Annotated in this window: 17 protein-coding genes; 9 read left to right on the top strand and 8 right to left on the bottom strand. The window is 61.8% G+C overall.

The features are described from left to right. Positions 1-195: 195 nt before the first annotated feature. The 3 genes from ABR948_RS06110 (at position 196) to ABR948_RS06100 (ending at position 4,776) form a co-directional block, all read left to right on the top strand. Positions 196-1,032: an enoyl-CoA hydratase family protein gene (locus ABR948_RS06110; protein ID WP_428114630.1), complete on the top strand. Its 837-nt coding sequence runs from the start codon at positions 196-198 to the stop codon at positions 1,030-1,032. 85 nt (positions 1,033-1,117) lie between these two features. Further along, positions 1,118-3,469, top strand: a complete 2,352-nt coding sequence (locus ABR948_RS06105) for a bifunctional salicylyl-CoA 5-hydroxylase/oxidoreductase (RefSeq protein WP_428114628.1) — start codon at positions 1,118-1,120, stop codon at positions 3,467-3,469. Between the two features lie 56 nt (positions 3,470-3,525). Then, positions 3,526-4,776, top strand: coding sequence for a flavin-dependent oxidoreductase (locus ABR948_RS06100; protein ID WP_428114625.1), 1,251 nt, complete (start codon positions 3,526-3,528; stop codon positions 4,774-4,776). 154 nt (positions 4,777-4,930) lie between these two features. Here ABR948_RS06100 and ABR948_RS06095 read toward each other — a convergent pair whose 3' ends face one another. Together ABR948_RS06095 and ABR948_RS06090 are read right to left on the bottom strand one after the other, a co-directional pair. Next, positions 4,931-5,386: a cupin domain-containing protein gene (locus tag ABR948_RS06095; RefSeq protein ID WP_428114623.1), complete on the bottom strand. Its 456-nt coding sequence runs from the start codon at positions 5,384-5,386 to the stop codon at positions 4,931-4,933. A 110-nt stretch (positions 5,387-5,496) separates the two neighbouring features. Continuing rightward, the gene (locus tag ABR948_RS06090) at positions 5,497-6,672 is read right to left on the bottom strand and encodes an ABC transporter substrate-binding protein (RefSeq protein WP_428114621.1); all 1,176 of its coding nucleotides are present in this window, start codon (positions 6,670-6,672) and stop codon (positions 5,497-5,499) included. 332 nt (positions 6,673-7,004) lie between these two features. Here ABR948_RS06090 and ABR948_RS06085 point away from each other — a divergent pair, with 332 nt between their 5' ends. From ABR948_RS06085 to ABR948_RS06070, 4 genes are all read left to right on the top strand, one after another. Then, positions 7,005-7,496, top strand: a complete 492-nt coding sequence (locus ABR948_RS06085; protein ID WP_428114619.1) for a MarR family winged helix-turn-helix transcriptional regulator — start codon at positions 7,005-7,007, stop codon at positions 7,494-7,496. Positions 7,497-7,516: 20 nt separating this feature from the next. Continuing rightward, positions 7,517-8,350: an alpha/beta hydrolase gene (locus ABR948_RS06080; RefSeq protein WP_428114616.1), complete on the top strand. Its 834-nt coding sequence runs from the start codon at positions 7,517-7,519 to the stop codon at positions 8,348-8,350. Positions 8,351-8,506: 156 nt separating this feature from the next. Then, positions 8,507-10,213, top strand: a complete 1,707-nt coding sequence (locus tag ABR948_RS06075; RefSeq protein ID WP_428114614.1) for a benzoate-CoA ligase family protein — start codon at positions 8,507-8,509, stop codon at positions 10,211-10,213. A 25-nt stretch (positions 10,214-10,238) separates the two neighbouring features. After that, positions 10,239-10,682, top strand: a complete 444-nt coding sequence (locus tag ABR948_RS06070) for a RidA family protein (protein WP_428114637.1) — start codon at positions 10,239-10,241, stop codon at positions 10,680-10,682. Between the two features lie 11 nt (positions 10,683-10,693). Here ABR948_RS06070 and ABR948_RS06065 read toward each other — a convergent pair whose 3' ends face one another. Further along, positions 10,694-11,215 carry a hypothetical protein gene (locus ABR948_RS06065; protein ID WP_428114612.1) on the bottom strand — a complete coding sequence of 174 codons (522 nt, stop codon included), beginning with the start codon at positions 11,213-11,215 and terminating at the stop codon, positions 10,694-10,696. Positions 11,216-11,755: 540 nt separating this feature from the next. Here ABR948_RS06065 and ABR948_RS06060 point away from each other — a divergent pair. Next, complete coding sequence (locus ABR948_RS06060) at positions 11,756-14,926, top strand: CHAT domain-containing protein (RefSeq protein WP_428114609.1); 3,171 nt, start codon at positions 11,756-11,758, stop codon at positions 14,924-14,926. Between the two features lie 57 nt (positions 14,927-14,983). Here the strand turns inward: ABR948_RS06060 and ABR948_RS06055 are convergent, their stop codons facing one another. Both ABR948_RS06055 and ABR948_RS06050 read right to left on the bottom strand, forming a co-directional pair. Continuing rightward, a complete protein-coding gene (locus tag ABR948_RS06055) occupies positions 14,984-15,955 on the bottom strand; it encodes a CHAD domain-containing protein (protein WP_428114607.1) in 972 nt (323 codons plus the stop codon). Between the two features lie 69 nt (positions 15,956-16,024). Then, positions 16,025-16,336, bottom strand: a complete 312-nt coding sequence (locus tag ABR948_RS06050) for a hypothetical protein (protein ID WP_428114606.1) — start codon at positions 16,334-16,336, stop codon at positions 16,025-16,027. 425 nt (positions 16,337-16,761) lie between these two features. Between ABR948_RS06050 and ABR948_RS06045 the strand changes: the two genes are divergently transcribed. Continuing rightward, the gene (locus ABR948_RS06045) at positions 16,762-17,490 is read left to right on the top strand and encodes a Crp/Fnr family transcriptional regulator (RefSeq protein ID WP_428114604.1); all 729 of its coding nucleotides are present in this window, start codon (positions 16,762-16,764) and stop codon (positions 17,488-17,490) included. Positions 17,491-17,982: 492 nt separating this feature from the next. Here ABR948_RS06045 and ABR948_RS06040 read toward each other — a convergent pair whose 3' ends face one another. The 3 genes from ABR948_RS06040 to ABR948_RS06030 are packed head-to-tail and all read right to left on the bottom strand — an operon-like array spanning position 17,983 to position 21,268. Further along, the gene (locus ABR948_RS06040) at positions 17,983-19,464 is read right to left on the bottom strand and encodes an ATP-binding cassette domain-containing protein (RefSeq protein ID WP_428114602.1); all 1,482 of its coding nucleotides are present in this window, start codon (positions 19,462-19,464) and stop codon (positions 17,983-17,985) included. Next, positions 19,464-20,390, bottom strand: coding sequence for a branched-chain amino acid ABC transporter permease (locus ABR948_RS06035; protein WP_428114635.1), 927 nt, complete (start codon positions 20,388-20,390; stop codon positions 19,464-19,466). The genes ABR948_RS06040 and ABR948_RS06035 overlap by 1 nt, the downstream gene beginning before the upstream one ends. Positions 20,391-20,392: 2 nt before the next feature. Continuing rightward, on the bottom strand, positions 20,393-21,268 hold the full coding sequence (locus ABR948_RS06030) for a branched-chain amino acid ABC transporter permease (protein ID WP_428114599.1): 876 nt from the start codon (positions 21,266-21,268) through the stop codon (positions 20,393-20,395). Positions 21,269-21,357: the final 89 nt, after the last annotated feature.

The following is a 21,357-nucleotide window of genomic DNA, read 5'->3' as shown; positions in this document are numbered from 1 at the left end:
GTCCAACTCGGCCTGCATCTCGGCTTGCATCTGGCCTCCACGCGTGTCTCGTCATGGCGAGGACTACGTCCGTCATTCCGGGGCGATGCGAAGCATCGAACTACGATGTGCAATTGCACATCGGAGAATCTCGAGATTCCGGGTCTGGTCCTTCGGACCATCCCGGAATGACGAAGCTGAAAAAAGGAATACCCCATGAGCACATCTGCCAACCCCGTCACGCTGCCTTTGGCAGAGTTCTCGCCGCATCACTTCCTGCTGAAAGTCGACGGCAGCGTGGCGACGGTGACGCTGAACCGGCCGGAGCGTAAAAACCCGCTGACCTTCGAGAGCTACCGGGAATTGACGGATTTCTTCCGCGCCTGCGCGATGGACGACGAGGTCAAGACCGTCGTGGTATCCGGCGCCGGGGGCAATTTTTCGTCGGGCGGCGACGTGTTCGAGATCATCGGCCCGCTGGTGAAGATGGACACCAAGGGCCTCACCGCGTTCACCCGCATGACCGGCGATCTCGTCAAGGCGATGCGGGCCGCGCCGCAGCCGATTATCGCGGCGGTCGATGGCATCTGCGCCGGTGCCGGCGCGATTATCGCCATGGCCTCCGACATGCGGCTTGCAGCTGTTGGGACCAAGGTCGCGTTCCTGTTCAACAAGGTGGGCCTGGCCGGCTGCGACATGGGGGCCTGCGCGATCCTGCCGCGCATTATCGGCCAGTCGCGGGCCTCGGAATTGCTCTATACCGGCCGTTTCATGACCGCCGAGGAGGGCGAGCGCTGGGGGTTCTTCAGCCGTATCGTGGCGCCCGAGCATGTGCTGTCGCAGGCGCAGCTGCTGGCCAAACAGATTTCGGAGGGGCCGACCTTCGCCAACACCATGACCAAGCGCATGCTGGCGATGGAATGGGCGATGTCGGTCGAGGAGGCGATCGAGGCCGAGGCGATCACGCAGGCGCTGTGCATGACGACGGCGGATTTCGCCCGCGCCTTCGAGGCGTTCTCGAACAAGGTCAAGCCGGCATTTCAGGGCAATTGAGCTTACAAACAGGTGGGGGCTTGCCGGAAAATTGTTTTAGGTTTAAAATATCTCGGTCGGTTCCAAAGCTGTGCCGGAGGCTCTCATGAAGATCGCGATCATCGGTGGTGGACCGGCCGGTCTCTATTCGGCGATTCTGCTTAAAAAGCAGCGGCCGGGTGCCGAGATCACGGTGTACGAGCGCAACCGCGCCGACGATACGTTCGGCTTCGGCGTGGTGTTCTCCGACGCCACGCTGGACAATTTCGAGAAATACGATTCCCCGAGCTATCGCCGCATCACCCAGGAATTCGCCTATTGGGATGATATCGCCGTGCACTTTCGCGGTACGGTGCACCGGGTCGGCGGTAACGGATTTTGCGGCTGCTCGCGCCGCCAATTGCTCCTGATCCTTCAGGAGCGCGCGCGCGAACTCGGCGTCCACCTGATATTCGAGGCCGATGTCGACGACGAGGCGCGCTTCGCCGACGCCGATCTGGTGGTGCTGGCTGATGGCATCAACAGCCGTTTTCGCGACAAATATGTCGAGCACTTCCAGCCCGAGGTGGACTTGCGCTCCAACATGTTCGCCTGGATGGGCTCGACCCGGCCGCTCGATGCTTTCACGTTTATCTTTCAGGAGACCGAGTGGGGCCCGTTCATCGCCCATGCCTATCAATATGAAGCCGGACGCTCGACCTGGATCTTCGAGACCGATCCCGAAACCTTCAAGCGTGCCGGGCTTGTGGGCCTGAATGAAAAGCAATCGGCCGATCGCATGGCCCAGATTTTCGGCTGGTTCCTCGAGGGCCATCCGCTCCTGACCAATCGCTCGATGTGGCGTAATTTTCCGATGATCCGCAGCAAGCGCTGGGTCAAGGACAACATGGTGCTGCTCGGCGACGCCAAGGCGACCGCGCATTTCTCGATCGGCTCCGGTACCAAGCTGGCGATGGAAGACGCGATCGCGTTGTCGGATGCCATGCTGCGCGCACCGACGGTCGAGGCCGCGTTGAAGCAATATGAGGAAGGGCGCCGCGAGGAGGTCGAGAAGACCCAGCACGCCGCCGACGTGTCGCTGGTCTGGTTCGAACATGTCGACCGGTTCTGGGATTTCGATCCCGTGCAGTTCGCGTTCGGCGTCATGACCCGGGCCAAGGCGATCACCTACGACAATCTCATGCTGCGCGCGCCGGATTTCGTCTATGAGGTCGACAAGGCATTCGCGAAACAAGTCCGTGCCGGCGGACTCGATGTCGATGTCGACAAACCGGTTGCGCCGATGTTCCAGCCGTTGCGGCTGCGCGAGATGACGCTCGCCAATCGTGCGGTGGTATCGCCGATGTGCACGTATTCGGCGAAAGAAGGCGTGCCGGGGGACTTTCATCTGGTGCATTACGGATCGCGCGCGATCGGCGGCGCCGGGTTGATCTTCACCGAGATGACTTGTGTGGGGCGTGACGCCCGCATCACCCCCGGCTGCACGGGGTTGTGGAACGACGAGCAGGAGGCCGCCTGGCGGCGCATCGTCGATTTCGTCCACGCCAATTCCGCGGCCAGGATCTGCCTGCAGCTCGGCCATGCCGGCCGCAAGGGCGCCACCAAGCTGATGTGGGACGGCATGGACCGGCCGCTGGAGCAGGGCGGCTGGGACGTGCTGTCGGCGTCGCCGATACCCTATTATCCGGATAGCCAGGTGCCGCGCGAGATGGACCGCGCCGCGATGGACGCGGTCAAGGCGGCGTTCGTTCAGGCCGCGGAGCGGGGCGAGGCTTGCGGCTTCGACATGCTGGAATTGCATTGCGCGCATGGTTATCTCCTGGCGAGTTTCATTTCGCCGCTGACCAACACCCGCACCGATGCCTATGGCGGTTCGCTCGAAAACCGTCTGCGCTTTCCGCTGGAAATATTCGAGGCATTGCGCGCGGTGTGGCCGTCGCACAAGCCGATGTCGGTACGCATCTCCGCCACCGACTGGGCCGATGGCGGCATCGTCGGCGATGACGCGGTGCTGATCGCGCGCGCTTTCGCCGAGGCAGGGGTCGATCTGGTGGATGTCTCCACCGGGCAGACCGTGCGCGATTCCAGCCCCGTCTATGGCCGCATGTTCCAGACTCCGTTCTCCGAACAGGTCCGCAACGAGGCCCGGGTCGCGACCATGTGCGTCGGCAACATCACCACCCCAGATCAGGTCAATACCATCCTCGCCGCCGGCCGGGCCGATCTGGTGGCGCTCGGGCGACCCCATCTGATTGACCCTTCGTTCACGATGAAGGCCGCGGCCTGGTACCGCGCCGAGGGGATTTTCTGCCCGCCGCCCTATCTGCCCGGCAAGGAGCAGATTTTCCGCAACAGCGTCCGGGACCGGCAGGATTTCGACGACCTGAAAATTAAGGCTAAGCCCAAGACCCGCGCCGAACTGAAGGCGGAGGCGACAAAGCCGCTTGCGGCCGAGTAAGCCGCTATGCGACGTTACGAGCCGTCGCGGCGTTAGGTAGTGAGTGGAGTAGAGCGATGAAGGCGATAATCGTCGGCGGCGGTATCGGGGGCCTGACCACGGCGCTGATGCTGCGGGCCCGCGGCATCGGTTGCGAGTTGTTCGAGCAGGCGGATACCATCCGCGAACTCGGCGTCGGCATCAATACGCTGCCGCACGCGATCCGCGAACTCGCCGGCCTTGGCCTCTTGCAAAAGCTCGACGACATCGCGATCCGCACCGACGAGCTTTATTATCTCAATCGCCACGGCCAGGAAGTCTGGCGCGAATCCCGCGGCGTCAATGCCGGTCACGACGTGCCGCAATTCTCGATTCATCGCGGCCGGCTGCAAAGCGTGATCCACCGCGCCGTCGAGGAGCGGCTCGGACCGGACGCGATCCACACCGGCTGCAGGCTCGGGGCTTTTACCCAGGACGAGGGCGGCGTGTCAGCGCATTTCTTCGACCGCGCCGGCAGCCATATCAAGACCGTGCGCGGCGACATCCTCATTGGCGCCGACGGCATTCATTCGCGGGTGCGCGAGACGCTGTTTCCGAACGAGGGACCGCCGTGCTGGAACGGCCTGATGCTGTGGCGCGGCGCGCGCGACTGGCCGGTGTTTCTGACCGGACGGTCGATGATCGTCGCCGGCGGCCTCCATGCCAAGGTCGTGGTCTATCCGATCGCGGAGGGCTCAAGCCCCGCCAACCGCCTGACCAACTGGGCGGTGCTGGTGAAGGTCGGTGACGGCAACACGCCGCCGCCGCGCCGCGAGGACTGGTCGCGGCCGGGCCGGCGTGAGGAATTGATGCCGCATGTCGCGCGGTTCTCGGTGCCCTATGTCGATGTGCCGGGCCTGATCTCGGCGACATCGGAATTCTACGAATATCCGACCTGCGACCGCGATCCCTTGCCCTATTGGTCCAGCGGCCGCGTCACGTTGTTGGGCGACGCCGCGCATCCGATGTATCCGGTGGGATCGAATGGCGCCTCGCAGGCCATTCTCGATGCGCGTTGTCTGGCCGACGCGCTGGCGCGCTCCGAACATCCGCGCCAGGCGCTGCTGGCCTATGAGCAGAAGCGGCTGCCGATGACCGCGGAAATCGTGCGCTCGAACCGCCGCGGCGGCCCCGAAGGCGTGATCGACGCCGTCGAGCAGATCGCCCCCGACGGCTTCACCGATATCGAGAAAGTTCTCAGCTACAGCCAGCGCGAAGCCATCGTGCGCGGCTATGCCAGCAAGGCCGGCTTTGCGGCGTTGCCGGGGCTCGCGGCGGTGCGGGCGTAAATATCCACCGCATTCAGTCGTCGTCATTGCGAGGAGCGAAGCGACGAAGCAATCCATACTCCGTCATTCCGGGATGGTGCGTAAGCACCAGACCCGGAAGTTCGAGATTCCGGGTTCGATGCTGCGCATCGCCCCGGAATGACGGCTTTACGCCTCACGCCCCCGGAGGGGGCGGCAGGAAGTGGATGTTGTATTCCGCGGCCATCGCCACCACGTCCTCCGGCTTCTGTTCCTTCATGTTGTGAAGGCCCCAGAACAGATCGTACAGTTTCTGGCTCGGCGATACCCAGAACAGCACCTTCGCGGTCTGGTCGGACTTGTTGAAGATGCCGTGGGGAACGCCCATGCCCAAACGTATCAGGTCGCCCGGCGTCGCCTGGGCTTCGGAGCCAGCCAGCATGAAGTCGAGCTTGCCTTCCAGCATATAGAGATATTCGTCCTGGTCCGGATGGATATGCGGCGGCACGAAGGTGCCGGGCGGCAGCGTCGCATGCCAGGAGAAGGAATGATCGGTGCAGCTCTTCGGCACATAGGTCTGGCCGAGGATATTCCAGGAAATGCCCTGCATGCCCTCATTGGCCCGGGTGATGCCGGTGATCTCGCTCTTCATCGCCTTGTTTTCCTTCCAGTCGTTATTCGGGCGCGTTTTCTTCGCGCCAACCGTTATCCACCCCGCATCAAGTGCGGCGCGGGCCTTCGCTCGAAAACGCTCGGGCTTGCCTAATTGCCCGGCGTGCAATCCTTAGCGTAACGATCGCCATAATTCTCGAACACCTTCTGGACGATTTCGGTCTGGAATTTGCCGTCCGCGCGCTTGGCCACCTTGGTCAGATAGAAGTCCTGGATCGGATAGCCGTTGGTATTGAACTTGAAGCCGCCGCGCAGCGAGGTGAAGTCGGCCTTCTTCAGCGCCGCGATCACGGCTTCCTTGTTGGAGAGATCGCCCTTGACCGCCTTGACGGCGCTGTCGATCAACAGCGCGGCGTCGTATGCCTGCATGGCATAGGTGCCGGGCACGCTGTTATAGGCGGCTTCATAGCCCGCCACGAATTTCTTGTTTTGCGGATTGTCGAGATTGGGCGCCCAGTCGGCGCCGCCGAACATGCCGACCGCCGCATCCTGCTGCGCGGGCAGCGTCGATTCATCGACGGTGAACGCGGAGAGGACGGGAATTTGATCGGCGAGGCCGGCCTGCTTGAACTGCTTCACCAGGCCGACGCCCATGCCGCCGGGCATGAAAGTGAACACGGCGTCGGGCTTGAGCGACGCGATCTTGGAAAGCTCGACCTGGAAATCCAGCGTGCCGAGCGGAATATAGGACTCCTCGACAATTTCGCCCTTGTAGTCGAGCTTGAACCCGGCGACGGAATCCTTGCCGGCCTGATAGTTCGGCACCATGATATAGACGCGCTTGTAACCGCGATCCTGGGCGACCTTGCCGAGGATCTCGTGCACCTGATCGTTCTGGTAGGAGGTCACATAGAAATACGGGCTGCAGTTCTTGCCGGCATAGCTCGACGGGCCGGCATTCGGACTGATCAGAAAGGTCTTATTATCCGTCACCGGCTTGTGGATCGCCTGCAGGATATTGGAGAAGATCGGTCCCACCACGAAATCGACCTTGTCGCGTTCGAGCAGGCCCTTGACCTTGCCGACCGCGCCGTCCGGTTTGAGTTCGTCATCGGCCACCACGACCTCGACGTCCCGGCCAGCCATCTTGCCGCCGAGATCCTTGACCGCGAGCGTGAAGCCGTCGCGCGCCTGCTGGCCGAGCCCCGCTGCCGGACCGGACAATGTCACGATCACGCCGATCTTGATCTTGTCTTCCGCGACCGCCGCATTGGCCACCAACCCGAACAAGACCGTCATTGCGGCTAATCTCAACTGCTGCTTCATGATCTCTCTCCTGATCAGCCGCGTCGCGGCCGAAGTCCAAATCCGTCTGCCACGCCTACCTGTACGATCCGGGCCTTCAGGCCGGCAGCTTATTCCGATGACGGCGCCTGCCGCAAGCAAGGCAACCACCCATCAGCCGAAGTCGCTGCAAGGCATGCAAACCGCGCGCCAATTATTTGAACCTTAAAGCAACTGGGAAACCGCAGCAAGCGGTCGCGAGGCCGTTGCCCGAGCCGTCGTTAATGGCGTTTTGACTTGCGGCGATCCCTGAATTATTTGAAGGTCAAAAGATCGACCCGGCGGGTTCGGCTTAACGCAGGTATGATTGCATCATGATCCTTGATTCCGAGACCAAGGCCGTCGAGCTTCCGGAAGATCACGGCAACGAGCTTCGGTTGTGGCTCCGCCTCCTGACCTGCACCAGCCTGATAGAGGGCGAGGTGCGCAGCCGGCTGCGCGAGGGGTTCGATGTCACGCTGCCGCGGTTCGATCTGATGGCCCAGCTCGACAAGGTCCCGGAAGGCATGACGCTGACCGATGTGTCGAAGCGGATGATGGTCTCCAATGGCAATGTGACCGGGCTGGTGGAGCGCCTCGTCGAGTCCGGCCATCTCGACCGGCGAACGTCGGATACCGATCGCCGTGTCCAGGTCATCCGGCTGACCAAAATCGGCCGCGCCGAGTTTCGCAAGATGGCCGCCGAGCACGAGACCTGGATCGCCGATCTGTTCGCCGATCTCGGTCCGAAGGACGTTCGCGAATTGATGCGCCTGTTGGCCAAGACCAAGGCTTCGGCGCAGAAATCCGCGCAAAGACGGGCGTAGATCAGGCGGGTGCAGAGCATATGGCCGGTGTCGACTACGAGGTCGAATACAACAACCGGGCGCGGGTTCCGGAAAACCCCGCGCTGATGGCAGGGTGGGCGAGGGACGCTGCCGCCTATCGTGCGCGGCATGCCCCGCGCGCCATGTCCTACGGTCCCGGCGTGCGCCACCGGATCGATTTTTTCCCCGGCGATGGCCAAGGCGGGATCGATGGCAAAGGCCCGATCGTCGTGTTTATTCACGGCGGTTACTGGCAGGCGCTGGATGGCTCATCTTCCAGCCATCTCGCCGCGGGGCTGAATGCCCATGGCATCGATGTCGCGATTCCCTCCTACGATCTCTGTCCCGAGGTTACCATCGATGCGATCATCGGGCAGATGCGGACGGCGTCGCGCGAACTGGCGCGGCTCGGGCGGCCGCTGGTCGTGAGCGGCCATTCCGCCGGCGGGCATCTGGCAGCCTGCATGCTGGCGACCGACTGGCGGGCGCTCGATGCGTCCTTGCCCGCGGACCTCGTCATGGCGGCCTACACGATTTCGGGTCTGTTTGATCTGGGGCCGCTGGTCGAGACTTCGATCAACAAGGCGATGGGTCTCGACCAGGCCGCGGCGAGGGCCGCGAGCCCGCTATTCTGGCCCGCACCCGCGCGCGGCAGTCTCGACGCCGTGGTCGGCGGCAACGAAAGCGCGGAATATTTCCGCCAAAGCCAGACCATCGTCGACCTCTGGGGCAAAGCCGGCGTCGCGACGCGATTTGGCACGGTTCCCGACGCCAATCACTTCACGGCGATCGCGCCGCTGGCCGATCCGGATTCACCGATGGTGTCGCGGTTGCGGCAATTGGCGGCGCGCTAGATTTCAAAAAACGGCTGGCGAAAAAGTGTTGGATTGCCCAAATTTGGGCCATTGCGCAAAATTACTTTAAGTATAAAATGATTGCAGATCGAACGCTGCCGGACGGCCTGGATATCGGTGTTGAGCCTTTCATCCCGCAAACGGGGGACGATGGAAATGTCAGGTAGAATTCCCAGTAGCATTCCAAGCCTTGGTCCATCAAACCTTGGTCCATCCGGGCACATCGATGATTTCACGCGGCGAAATCTTCCGCCGTTCGCGCAGTGGCCGGACTTGCTGCTGGACCGGCCGGAATTTCAGTACCCCGACTATCTCAACGCCGCGGTCGAGTTGACCGACCGGATCGTCGAAAAGGGATACGGCGATCGTGTCGCGCTGATCGGCAACGGCCGCCAGCGCACCTACAAGGAACTGGCTGACTGGTCGAACCGCCTGGCGCACGCGCTGGTGGAGAATTACGGCGTAAAGCCCGGCAACCGCGTTCTGATACGCTCGGGCAACAATCCGGCCCTGGTGGCGGCGTGGCTTGCGGCCACCAAGGCCGGCGCCGTCGTCGTCAATACCATGCCGATGCTGCGTGCCGGTGAATTGACCAAGATCATCGACAAGGCGGAAATCGCCTTGGCGCTGACCGACAGCCGCATCGCCGACGAGCTGGTGGCATGCGCGAAGACCAGCCGGTTTCTCAAGCAGGTCGTCAATTTCGACGGCACCTCCAATCATGATGCGGAGCTCGACCGGATCGCGCTGAGCAAGCCGGTTCGGTTCGATGCGGTCAAGACCGGCCGCGATGATGTCGCCCTGCTGGGATTTACCTCCGGCACCACGGGTGAACCAAAAGCGACGATGCATTTTCATCGCGATCTCCTGATCATCGCGGACGGCTATGCCAGGGAAGTGCTCAACGTCACGCCGGATGACGTCTTCGTGGGCTCGCCGCCGCTGGCCTTTACGTTTGGGCTCGGGGGGCTGGCGATCTTTCCGTTACGGTTCGGCGCCACCGCGACGCTGCTCGAAAACGCATCTCCCGCCGAGATGGTCAAGATCATCGAAACCTACAAGGCCACCATCTGCTTTACCTCGCCGACGGCGTATCGGGCGATGATGACCGCGATGGACAAGGGCGCGGATCTCTCGTCGCTGCGTCTTGCGGTTTCGGCCGGCGAAACGCTGCCGGCCCCGGTGTTCGAAGACTGGACCCGCAAGACCGGCAAGACGATTCTCGACGGAATCGGCAGCACCGAGATGCTGCATATCTTCATTACCAACCGGGTCGGCGATGCCGTCGCCGGAACGACGGGGCACCCGGTGTCGGGTTACGAGGCCAAGGTCGTCGGTGACGACATGAAGGAGTTGCCGGCAGGCACTCCCGGCAAGCTCGCGGTGCGCGGCCCGACCGGATGCCGCTATCTCGCGGATACGCGGCAGTCGAACTATGCGCGCAATGGCTGGAATCTGACCGGCGATACGTTCGTGTCTGACGAGAAGGGCCGGCTGTCCTTCGTGGCCCGATCTGACGACATGATCGTGTCTTCCGGATACAACATCGCCGGTCCCGAGATCGAAGCCGCGTTGTTGACCCACCCGGCGGTGGCCGAATGCGGCGTGGTCGGCGCGCCCGACGAAGCGCGTGGCATGATCGTCAAGGCCTATGTGGTTCTGACGCCGGACGTCGCCGCCGACGCCGCGCTGGCAACGGCGCTGCAGGATCACGTCAAGCGCGAGATCGCGCCCTATAAATATCCGCGTGCGATCGAATTCGTCACCCAGCTGCCGAAGACGGAAACCGGCAAGCTGAAGCGGTTTGCCTTGCGGCAGATGGCCCAGGGCGGTGCTGCGTCGGCCGGCATGGCCGCGGAATGAATACGAAGGAGAATTGCCTGTGACCATGCCGAAAGGGCCCAGCCTCGCTGTGCTGCCGACGACAACGGACGAGGCAGGTTTGCAGATATTGCAACCGAGCAGCTGGCCGGCGCCGCGGGGATACGCCAACGGCATCGCCGCCGATGGCCGCCTCGTGGTGACGGGTGGCGTGATCGGCTGGGACATTCAAGGTCATTTGCCGGTGGATTTTGTGGCGCAGGTCGGCCAGACCCTGAGCAATATTTCGGCCATTCTCACTGAGGGCGGTGCGCGGCCCGAGCATCTGGTGCGTCTGACCTGGTATGTCGTCGACATGGACGAATATCTGGCGAACCTGAAGGCGCTCGGCCAGATCTATCGCGAGATCTTCGGCGCGCATTATCCGGCGATGGCGCTGGTCCAGGTCGTGCGCCTGGTTGAAAAGGCGGCACGGGTCGAGATCGAAGCGACGGCGGTCGTGCCGCGCTGAACCAGCGCGGTTCAGCGCAGCATCGACCCTATTGCGAGCGCAAAAATCTGCAAGAAGCAGGCGGTCGAACTCGCCAGCTTCGCTGCGGTCGCCCACCGCATGAAAACGAAATTATTTGCGGGCGGGGCAGGTGACAGCAGCACGTTGCGGATCAGCATGTCTTCGATGAAGTCGCTGGCCACATAGAGCGCCGGCAGTATCCAAAGCCAAACGCTGTCGAAGTGGAATGCCGCGATAGGTCCGGCCAGCGCTGTCGATCCAAAGCCGAAGAAGCTGCCCAGGCTCAGAAGGAACGCGATATCGTAAAGCATGATGCGTGAAGCATAGCCTCGCGCGGATGCGCGGTTGTCCGGGTCGGATCGCCAGATTTCGAGATTTGCCGCGGTGAGCGGCTGGTTGCCCGGCGGAATATGGCGGCCGCGTTCGAGGAATCGCAAAGCGACGGCGAAGCCGAGCTTGCCTGCTTCGCTGGCAATCACGAATGAAAGCAACAGCGATACCGTTGCCGAAAAAAGCGCGAGAGTTACCGGCATTTCAAACCCTCTCAAGGGGGTGGATTTCGACTATCTGAGCAGGCTTGCTTTCCTGCGTGAAAATTCCAAGAAATGAAGAAAATACGCCTTCCCTTTTTTGAAGTTGACGTTAGGATATGAAACCAAAGGTAGTATTTCAACAACATTGAATTTTGACGACGGGCTTGGCGACCGATCGCCGTAATCCGCGCTAGTTTCCTACTGTGCTTTCGAACCAAACGAGCCCGGAGGATTAACGTGGCACGCTCGGTAATATTGAACAATACAAATGAGTGGGCAATCGTGACGACGAAGGGCGGAGCCGTTCGTCGATCCGTCGGGCGGCGGCCCGCGATTGCTCCCGAGATCATCCGGTCTGACTTCCTTGCGTCCGATGTGAGCGTCGAGCGGGTCATGGACATGACACCGACACAGGCGCGGCGGGCGGCAGGTGTGCCGATGATCGATTTGTCGGTGGTCCCGGATTCCAACGAAAACTACACGCTGGCGATCAGGCATCCTTCCGGTGCCATCACATTCCACGGACCTGAACTTGAGATGGTGCAGCGCAAGGGCCGCGCGATGGCCCCGGTCAGCTTGAGGTTTCGCGTTATCCTGCGTGGCGGCCGGGCGCCAAGCGACAGGCGCGGCGTTGTAAGCTCGGTCGTCAAGGCCATCCTCCTCAAGGTGGGCACCAAGATCGTTGACGCATTGTTGCCGGCTCTCTCTGCCAGCGCCGAGTCTGCTCTATGGAAGCATGCAGGGCTTTCCGAGGGCTGGTTCAAACTGGACGAGGCCTCGCTGAGATCGGGCAAATTGCAGCCGGGAGCGCCCGGCGGGCCCGCCGCGTCCGGTCGCGCGTTGCTGTTTCTACATGGCACGTTCTCGCATGCCGCTTCTGCGTTCAAGGGCCTCGCCGAGACGCCGTTTTTTTCCCAGGTCAAGTCGCTTTACGGCGATCAGATCTATGCATTCAACCACTTCAGCGTCAGCAAGACCCCGGAGCAAAACGCGCGCGAACTGCTTGCAGGTTTGCCCAATCGCGAAATTTCGTTCGATGTGATCACCCATTCGCGAGGCGGGTTGGTCCTGCGCTATCTGGTGGAACGCAAGAGCGCGCTGGGCGCCGCAGCCAGCCGCTTTCAGCTCCGACATGCCGTCTTGGTAGCTTCGCCGAACGACGGAACGCCGCTCGCCACCCCAAAGCGATGGGAAGCGACCGTAGGCTGGTTCGCCAACCTTCTCGAGCTATTTCCCGATAACCCGCTGACGTTCGGCGCTGGTTTCGTGGCCAATGCGATCGTCTGGATAGCGCAACGCGCCGGAGGCGGTCTACCCGGCATTGCGTCCATGGACAGGTTCGGCGAGACGATCGCCGAATTGCAGGGCCCGCCGCTGCCACCCGCCTCCGGCTATTCGGCGCTGGTTTCCAATTTCACGCCGACGGGAAATGTTCTTGAGCGCATGGCCGACGTTGGCGTGGATGCATTCTTCGGCAGCGCCAATGATCTGGTCGTGCCGAGCGCCGGCGGATGGCTGATTGACCACGCCGATGGGCCACCGTCAATTCCGCCCGAGCGTATCGGCTGCTTTGGGGCCGGCGGGAATTTTCCGTCCAGTCTGCCGACCGTGAATCATCTGAATTTTTTCGGGCGTGCTGAGACGGCTATGTTCCTGGCGCAGGCCCTGAGTGGAACGCCGCACGGACTGCCGCAGATCAATCCCCTGTCGCCGCTTCCTGACGGTCCGAGCCGGCGCGGCGTCGCGGTGGCCTCCACGGTCGCGCAGGCGGCCGCTCCCGTCGCGCCAGCGGTTCCCGCCGCGATTGGGCCGAGACTGTCGTCGGACAGGTCCGATTACTCGGTATTCAGCGACGCCTTTCAACTCATGCTGATCGCTCCCCGACCGAATACGGAACTGCCGGTCAATGGAGGTAAACGGACCACCGGCGATCGGGGCAAGACGGGCGATACGTCGGTTACGCCGCAGCCTTACCAATTGCTGGCGACCTATGGTGGCGCCCGTATCATCGAGCCCTTCACGGCACGTGGCGGCGAGGCCGGCAAGCGCTGGCAGGAAATCATCGCCATGCACGAGCGCATGAAAAAATACGTCGATGGTGAATTCGGTTCGGGTGCGCCGACCGACGATGAACTCATTAGATACGGTACGCTGCTGTTCGATACGCTGTTTCCGCGCGAAATTCGCCGGCTCTATGATGTTGCGCGTTCGCGTGAGCGAGCCGGACATCTGAATGTGATCTTTACATCGATGATTCCATGGATAGCGGACAAGCCGTGGGAATTCGCGTTCGATCCCGATCGAAAGACGTTTCTGGCGACCCAGGAACTGCACTTCGTGCGCAACGCTCTAACGGCGATGCCGGTGGAAGTCATTCGGCCGAAGCACGGTCCGCTGCGGATTCTCGTCGCCGTGGCGCAGCCGATCGGCACCGCAAAATTATCGTCAGAGCAGGAAGAGGCCGTTATCCGGCGCGGCTTTCAACCGCTGATCGAGGCTGGTTTGGTTGAACTTGAAGTCCTTCGCGCCACGACGCCGACGACGCTTCACCGCTGGCTTTCGGCCGTCAGTTATGACGTCGTCCATTTCATCGGACACGGCGCCTTCGATCAGGATATGGGACAGGGATTTCTGGTTTTTGAAGACGACAAAGGCGGGGCTTTCAATGTCAGCGCGCGAAATGCCTGCGAGATACTCTGTCAGCGCGGTATTCGCCTGGTATTCCTGAATGCGTGCGAAACCGGGCGAGGCGACGCCCGAGGGACGCCGAGACGCAAGGCCGATTTCAACCGCGGGATCGCGCCCGCTCTGGTGGCGAACGGTGTTCCGGCCGTTGTTGCCAACCAGTTCAGCGTCCGCGATGACGCCGCAACGGAATTTTCACAGCATTTCTACTGGTCGCTGGCACATGGGGCGACCTTCGGAAGTGCCGCCCGCGAAGCACGCATCGCCGTGAACTATTCGACCAGCCACGATACCATTGATTGGGCGGTGCCGGTGGTCTACGCACGCGATCCAGAAGGCCGGATCTGCATGCCACGCGAGTTGACGCGCGATGCGATGTCCACGCCGCTGGTCTCCTCCAGCGCACGAAGCGCCACCGATCTGCACGAGTTCCGCGTTGCCGTATGGGACGTCAATCACATATTCCCCGAGCTCGAGAACACCGTCCGGCGGATGAATGGAGCGCAGCGCCGGTTCGGATTTGAGGTCGTTGATATTTCAATACCATTGGGGGCCTGGCAGCAAGTCAAGGGGCACAGATTGCAACTCAACGCCAATATCGCCGCGCGTGGTCTGAACAACAAGCGTCAGGAACTCGGCGTCGATTTCCTGTTCTGTATTGTTGATAAGCCGATTACGTATCAGCAGAATGGCAAGGTCTTCATGGATTACAATTGTTGGTGGTCAGATCCGGGACAGGAAAATATTATTATATTTGCGGCGGCCTATGAAAATCAGCCGACCCACGGGCCCGGGGCTGATCACCTGGTGGGGAACGCGGTGGTGCAGGGGCTAACGGGTATTCTTGCAGACACGGGATCGCATGCGCGAAAGGCCAAGCATTGCCCGCTATACTGGAACGATGAACTCGATATGAGCCTGGATATTGGTGCGCAGCGATTCGATAAAGTGTGCGAAAAAATGCTGAGCAAGAAAATACCGAAAGATCTGCCGGCGCTGAAGGCTCTGCTGTCTGTATTCGACTAGTCCAGAATATTTTCCGCGTTGGCGGCAAGTTAGCCAAGTTAACTCATCTCTCTGATCTCAGATCCGCAGCGGTTTCAGTTCGGCCAGCTTTTTGTAGGCTGCGGCTGCATTCCGTAGCAGACGCTTTTCGTGCTTCGGGGTGAGAAACGGCTGGGATGCCCGCTCCACGCCTCGTCCTACCGTGAGCGCCAGCGATCGGCCCCTGGCATCGTCGTTCAAATGTCCGAGGCATCTCTGCGCTTTACGCAGATATTTCACCGTCGCCTGCTGCTTCGAAATCTCGCGGCTTGAAATCAGCTCTGCGACAGATTCGATGGCATAAGTGAGCTTCTTGTTCTTCAGGCGCAGCCGATGTCGTTCTTTCGTGTCAAGATCCTGCAGCTTGCGGCTCTTCTGGATCAGCTTCTTCTGCCACCGCGCCAGTTTGTACGCGCTGTATTCGGCGATCGGGCAAGCGCGCTGTCTGGCGGCTCGCTTGCCAGCCTTGGTGGACCAGGATCCCTTCTCGACCCAGGTCGATATGCTCTTAGCCAGCCGCTGATATCTGATTGACCGAAGCACGCGCGCCAGATGCCGCTGACTCTCGGCGCGCTCCCGACTCCAGGATCCATGATCCGCCGTGGGACGCTGTTTGTCGGTTTGCCTCAAGCGTTCGATCGCGACATCAAGGTCGCGGACGACACCGAGATGGGCGTTCAGCCATTTCAATTCGTCTCTTAGTCGCGCGCGTTGCGGACCGGCAACCATCGGCGAGAAAAACGAGATGGCCGTTCGCAGGCGCGTGAGCGCGATGCGCATGCGATGCAGCGCGTCGGCGTCGCCTTCGCACGTCGCCGCGTGATTTGCGGTCAAATTTTTCAGGCCGCGGCGCACGATGATGCGAAACGCCGTGTCGCATGCCATCGCGGCCTCGAGCCGTGGCGCTGGATGGCGCCGCCGCGGCTGCGTTGGCTGGGCGTGAGAGAGGGATTGTGCTGCTGGTTTGGGTAATGGCGACGGCACCATCGGGATAACGTGCCCCTTTGCCATCCGCTTGGCAACCAGCGGTGAAGAAAACTTAATGCTTTCCCCGGCGAAGATCAGCGCCGGGCTCCATTGTCAGCCGCTGCGCTTGAAAGCGAATTCACCCTGATGCGGGTCGGCATCCGGTCCGACGATCTGGCCGGCGTCGCGGGCCATCTCGCTGCGGATTGTTTGCAGATCGCGAATGGCCTGGTCCAGCGCGGGGTCGACGTCCCGGCTCGCCGCAAGGAAATGCGCGGTCCAGTCGGAATCGAGTTTGACCCGCGTCACGCCATCGCGGCTTTTCTTTCGATCGAGGCATCGATAGGCGACCTGGACACGAACCGCATCCGTGGTGCAGCCCATCAGGGCGGCGATCTCGTCATATGTCATCCAGATCTGCGGCATCGCGTCATCTCCGTCATCCGGAAGTCCGCTGCCTCGCATTCGCGGCATATCGGCATCCCGGTTGCGGCGCAGGATGATCAGCGGATGTAAACGTTCCCTGCATCGGGCGATGGCGCGATCAAAGTTGGTAAAGACGGGGTTCATGCGGGCGCGGCCGATGTCCATGCGATCGGGATTCGGAAATTCCTTCAAGGTAGATCGTCTTAATAGATACAATTTTGGATAGTTTTTTGTCGTCCAATCCCCTGTCATCCGGCGTCGGAGCGCGTCCAAACGCTTGTTCCGTCATGATCTTTCGCTAATCTAATGGAGGGATAACGGCCATATCGGCATCCGCCCCTTGCATGCTCCGCGCGAATACGGTGCTACGATGCCGTTTTCCGGAGCCGTATCGTGCTGGCTCCGCTTCTGGAGATCTGATTGGCGTGCCTCAAGACAAGACGGGTGAAGCGCGGGAAGCCCCGGGCAACAAGTTGGCGGTGCTGCGCAAGCACCCGATTTTTTGCGACCTCGATCCTGAGGCGCTCGACCAGCTCTGCCGTTACGCCAAGCACGCCACGTTAAAGCGCGGCGCCGCGATCTTTTCCAAAGGCGATCCCGGCAACAGCCTGGTTGCGGTGATCCGCGGCACGGTGAAGATCAGCATCTCCTCGGCCGAGGGTCGCAGTGCGATTTTGAACCTGATCGGTCCCGGCGAGATTTTCGGCGAAGTCGCGCTGCTCGACGGCCTGGCGCGAACCGCCGACGCCACGGCAAATACCAATTGCGAGATTTTTGTGATCGATCGCCGCGAATTTCTCCCCTTCGTGCGCGGCCAGCCGGCGCTGGCGATGAAATTCATCGAACTGCTCTGCGCGCGCCTGCGATGGACCAGCGATCAGGTCGAGGAAGTCATTCTACAGGATCTGGCGGGCCGGCTTGCCAGCGCGCTGATACGCCTGACCGAAAAACACAAGCTCGCGCCGGGCGGCCGCACCATCGCCATCACCCAGCAGGAGATCAGCGAGATGGTCGGCATGACCCGGGAAAGCATCAACAAGCAGTTGCGGGCCTGGGCCGGGCGCAACTGGGTTCGTCTCGAACACGGTGCCATCGTTGTGTTGGATACCGAGTCGCTTCAGGCGCTGGCGGGATCTGGCGGCGAAGACGGCTAAAAGCGTTTTCGCTTTCGAGCGAAAGCCCGCCCGGCACCTGGATCGCGTGATGGGCCGGTTCGCGGATTCCAAAAAAAGAGGTTGATCTCGACCATGTGAGGCAGCTCACATTCATCGCGCGCGCCATGCGCTAAACCACGCTGGGGTATGTTCCTACAGCGGAGGCAATCATGCATGGTTCGATCGACAGATCAGGCAAAAGCGACAGAAGCTTGTTCGAGCGCCGGCGTATTGGATTTTTGGTTTTCCCCGTGCTTCTGGCGGCAATGCTGATCGGATTGGTGATTTGGGAACCGGCGGCGTCCAGATGGATATCGGAAGCCGCGCAGGCGGAACTTGCAGGCATCTATGTGATGCCAGAGCCCGCTCCGACGCAGCTCGCACGACCGATGGAAATTCGGACCGTCAGGAATTATTGACGTAAGCCGGCAAATTTTTCAGAAATCTGGACTTAAAGATTTCGGAAGTGATGGCTTTCAGAAGTGAGGGCTTTCAGAGATAGCCTTCACCGGCCTCCGCGGCAAAACGGCCGGGATCGCCTTCCCAGACGATCCGCGCATGCTCCAGCACATACACCCGGTCGGCATGAGGCAGCGCGAAGGTCACGTTCTGCTCGCCCAACAATACCGTGATCGGCGTGGTCTGCCGCAGTTTTTCCAGCGCCTTTGACAGCAGTTCGAGAATAACCGGCGCCAGGCCGAGCGTCGGTTCATCCAGGATCAGGATTTTCGGCTGCATCATCAGCGCGCGGCCGATCGCCAGCATCTGCTGTTCGCCGCCGGATAGCGTCTGCGCCAACTGGCCCTGACGCTCTCTGAGAATGGGGAAGAGTTCGAACAGCCACGCGAGCTGCTTTTCCCTGGCCTCGTCGGTCAGGTGCTGGCCGCCGAGATCGAGGTTTTCGCGCACGCTCATCTCACCGAATAATTCCCGCGATTCCGGGCATTGCACGATGCCGCTGCGCGCGATGCGGGCAGGGCTGGTGCCGCGCAGGGCTTCGCCGTCGCGCACGATTTCGCCGCTGTAGGGCAGGAAGCCCGAGATCGTATTGAACAGGGTGGTCTTGCCGGCGCCGTTGAGCCCCACCACCGAGACGAACTCGCCCTGATGAACATGGATCGACACATTCTCCAGCGCCTGGGCCTTGCCGTAGAAGACGCTGACATTCTCCACCTGCAGCAGCGGCACCTTGTCCTTGAAGTTGGTTTCCGGGCGGGCGGAGGTCTCGATCGCGCCGCCGAGATAGACCCGCCGCACGGTCTCGTTGCGCATCACCTCGTCGGCGCGGCCGGTGACGATTTCCTCGCCGAGATACATCGCCAGCACGCGATCGACCAGGGCCGCGACGCTCTTGACGTTGTGGTCGACCAGCAGCACCGCGCGGCCTTCGTCGCGGAAGCTGCGGATCAGTTCGGAGAAGGTGCCGACTTCGGCCAGCGTCAGTCCGGCGAAGGGTTCGTCGACCAGCACCACCTTGGGATCCCGGGCGATCGCCTTGGCGAGTTCAAGCCGGCGCAAATCCGCAAACGGCAAGGTCGGCGGCCGGCGATCCATCACCGCGCCGAGGCCGACGCGGTTGGCGATCCATTTGGCGCGTTCGGTCAGCGCCTTGTCCGCGAACAGCATGAACAGGCTGTCCGGCAATAGCGCGACCATGATGTTTTCCAGCACGGTCTGCCGGTTCAGCGGCCGCGAGTGCTGGAACACCATGCCGAAACCCTTGCGCGCGATCTTGTGCGCGGGCAGGCCGGCGATGTTCTCGCCCTGGAAAATCACCTCGCCCGCGGTCGGGCGTTCGATCCCCATGATCGCCTTCATCGCCGTCGACTTGCCGGAGCCGTTCGGGCCGATCAGGCCAAAAATCTCGCCGGCGCGCAGATCGAGGCTGAGATTCTTCACCGCGGTGAGGCCGCCGAAGCGCTTGACCAGGCCGCGGACTTCGAGCACGGGAGCGTTGGCGGCTGTCGCGTCCATCACGAGCGCGCCTCGCGCGACAGGGCCGCTCCGAGGAACCCGCCGGGGAAGAACAGCACCACCAGCAACGCGACCGCCGAAACGATGAAGGTGGCAAGCTCGCCGGTCGGCCGCAGGAATTCGCCGGCGACGATCAGGAAGATCGCGCCCAGTGCCGCGCCGAGCACGGTGCGGCGGCCGCCCAGCACCGCGGCGACAATGACGTTGACGCCCACAGCGACATCGACAACCGTGCCGACCGATGCGGTGCCGAAGTAAAACACCAGCAGCGCCCCCGATAGCCCTGAGAAGAAGGCGCTGACGATGAAGGCGGCCAGCTTGTGCTTGACGATGTTGAAGCCGAGCGCACCGGCCTGGACCGGATCCTGTCCGCTGGCCTGCAGCACGAGACCGATCGGCGACTGCGATAGCCCGTACAGAATGATGCCGCTGATGGTCATGAAGCCGAGCGCGATCCAGTAATTGACGCCGGCGTCGATCGAAATGACATCGGGAATGGTGAGGCCGATTTCACCGCCGGTGAGATCGGCGAACACCACGATGAAGTTCTGCAGCATCAACACCGCGACCAGCGTGGTCAGCCCGAAATACGGCCCGCGCACCCGCAGCGCCGGGAGCGCCAGCACGAAGCCGGCAACCACCGACGCCATCGCGCCGAGCACGATGCATAGATAGACCGACCATCCATATTGGTTGTTGAGAATCCCCGCGGTGTAGGCGCCGACGCCGATCAGGAAGGTCGGGCCGAAATTCACTTCGCCGGCGAACCCGAACAGCAGGTCCCACGACATCGCGAACACGCCGAAGTAATAGGCGACCGTGAGCAGGCCGAGAATGTAGCCGGAGACATAGAGCGGCAGCGTTGAGGCGACGATCACGATGCCGAGGGCTATGAAGAACAGCCGCGATTTGAAGAAATCCGCCACGCTCATCGCCTCCCGAGCAGGCCTTGCGGCCGGATATACATCACGATGACGAGCAGCAGCAGCGCCGGAATGGTCCGGTAGGCCGGCGAAACCAGATAGGCGGTAAAGGTCTCGAGATAGCCGACCACGAAGGCCGCGATCAGCGAACCCGACACGCTGCCGAGGCCGCCCAGCACCACGATCGAGAACGCGCTCGCGGTGAGCGGCCCGACGCTGTAGGAGCTGACCCCGAGAAACATGCCGAGCAGCACGCCGGCGATGCCGGCCAGAATGCCGTAGATCGCCCAGACCACGACGTAGATATTGGTCAGCTCAAGCCCGAGCAGGGTGACGCCGCGCGGATTCATCGATGCCGCCAGCACCGCCTTGCCGGTGCGGGTGCGATTCACCATCAGCCAGAGCAGGCCGATCACCAGACAGCAGACCACGGCGGTGAAGATCTCGTTTTTCGGCGTGCGCACGCCGAGGATGTCGACGACGCCCTCGACGATCGGCAATACGGTCTTGGCGTTGTTGGTGAAGAAATACGCGATCAGTTCCTGGATCATGATCCCCCACAGCAGCGTGCCGGTGAGGACGAAGATTTCCTTCTCCTCGTTGGGAATTCGCTTCGATTTCTGGATCGGCTGCACCACCGCGAAGTAGGTGATGAGCGCGGCTATCAGCGCGACCGCGACGCCGACCAGCGCGCCGGCATAGGTGTTGACATGCAGCACGCTTGCGGCCGCCCATGCCGCCACCGCGGCCAGCACCATGATGGCGCCGTGCGAGAGGTTGAGCACGCCGGAGACGCCGAAGATCAGGGTGAATCCGGTCGCCCCCAGGGCATACAAGGCGCTGATGGCAAAACCGTCGATCAAGATCTGGAAGGCAAGCATTTAAATTGGCCGCGGCAGCAGCGCTGCCTCATTCTGGAAAGCTGCAAACACGAAAATGCTCCCGGGCAAACCCGGGAGCATGATCATAC

The organism is Bradyrhizobium sp., assembly GCF_050014615.1.
Taxonomy (GTDB): domain Bacteria; phylum Pseudomonadota; class Alphaproteobacteria; order Rhizobiales; family Xanthobacteraceae; genus Bradyrhizobium.
Note: the sequence above shows the minus strand (reverse complement) of the source record. Positions and strands in the feature narration are given on the sequence as shown.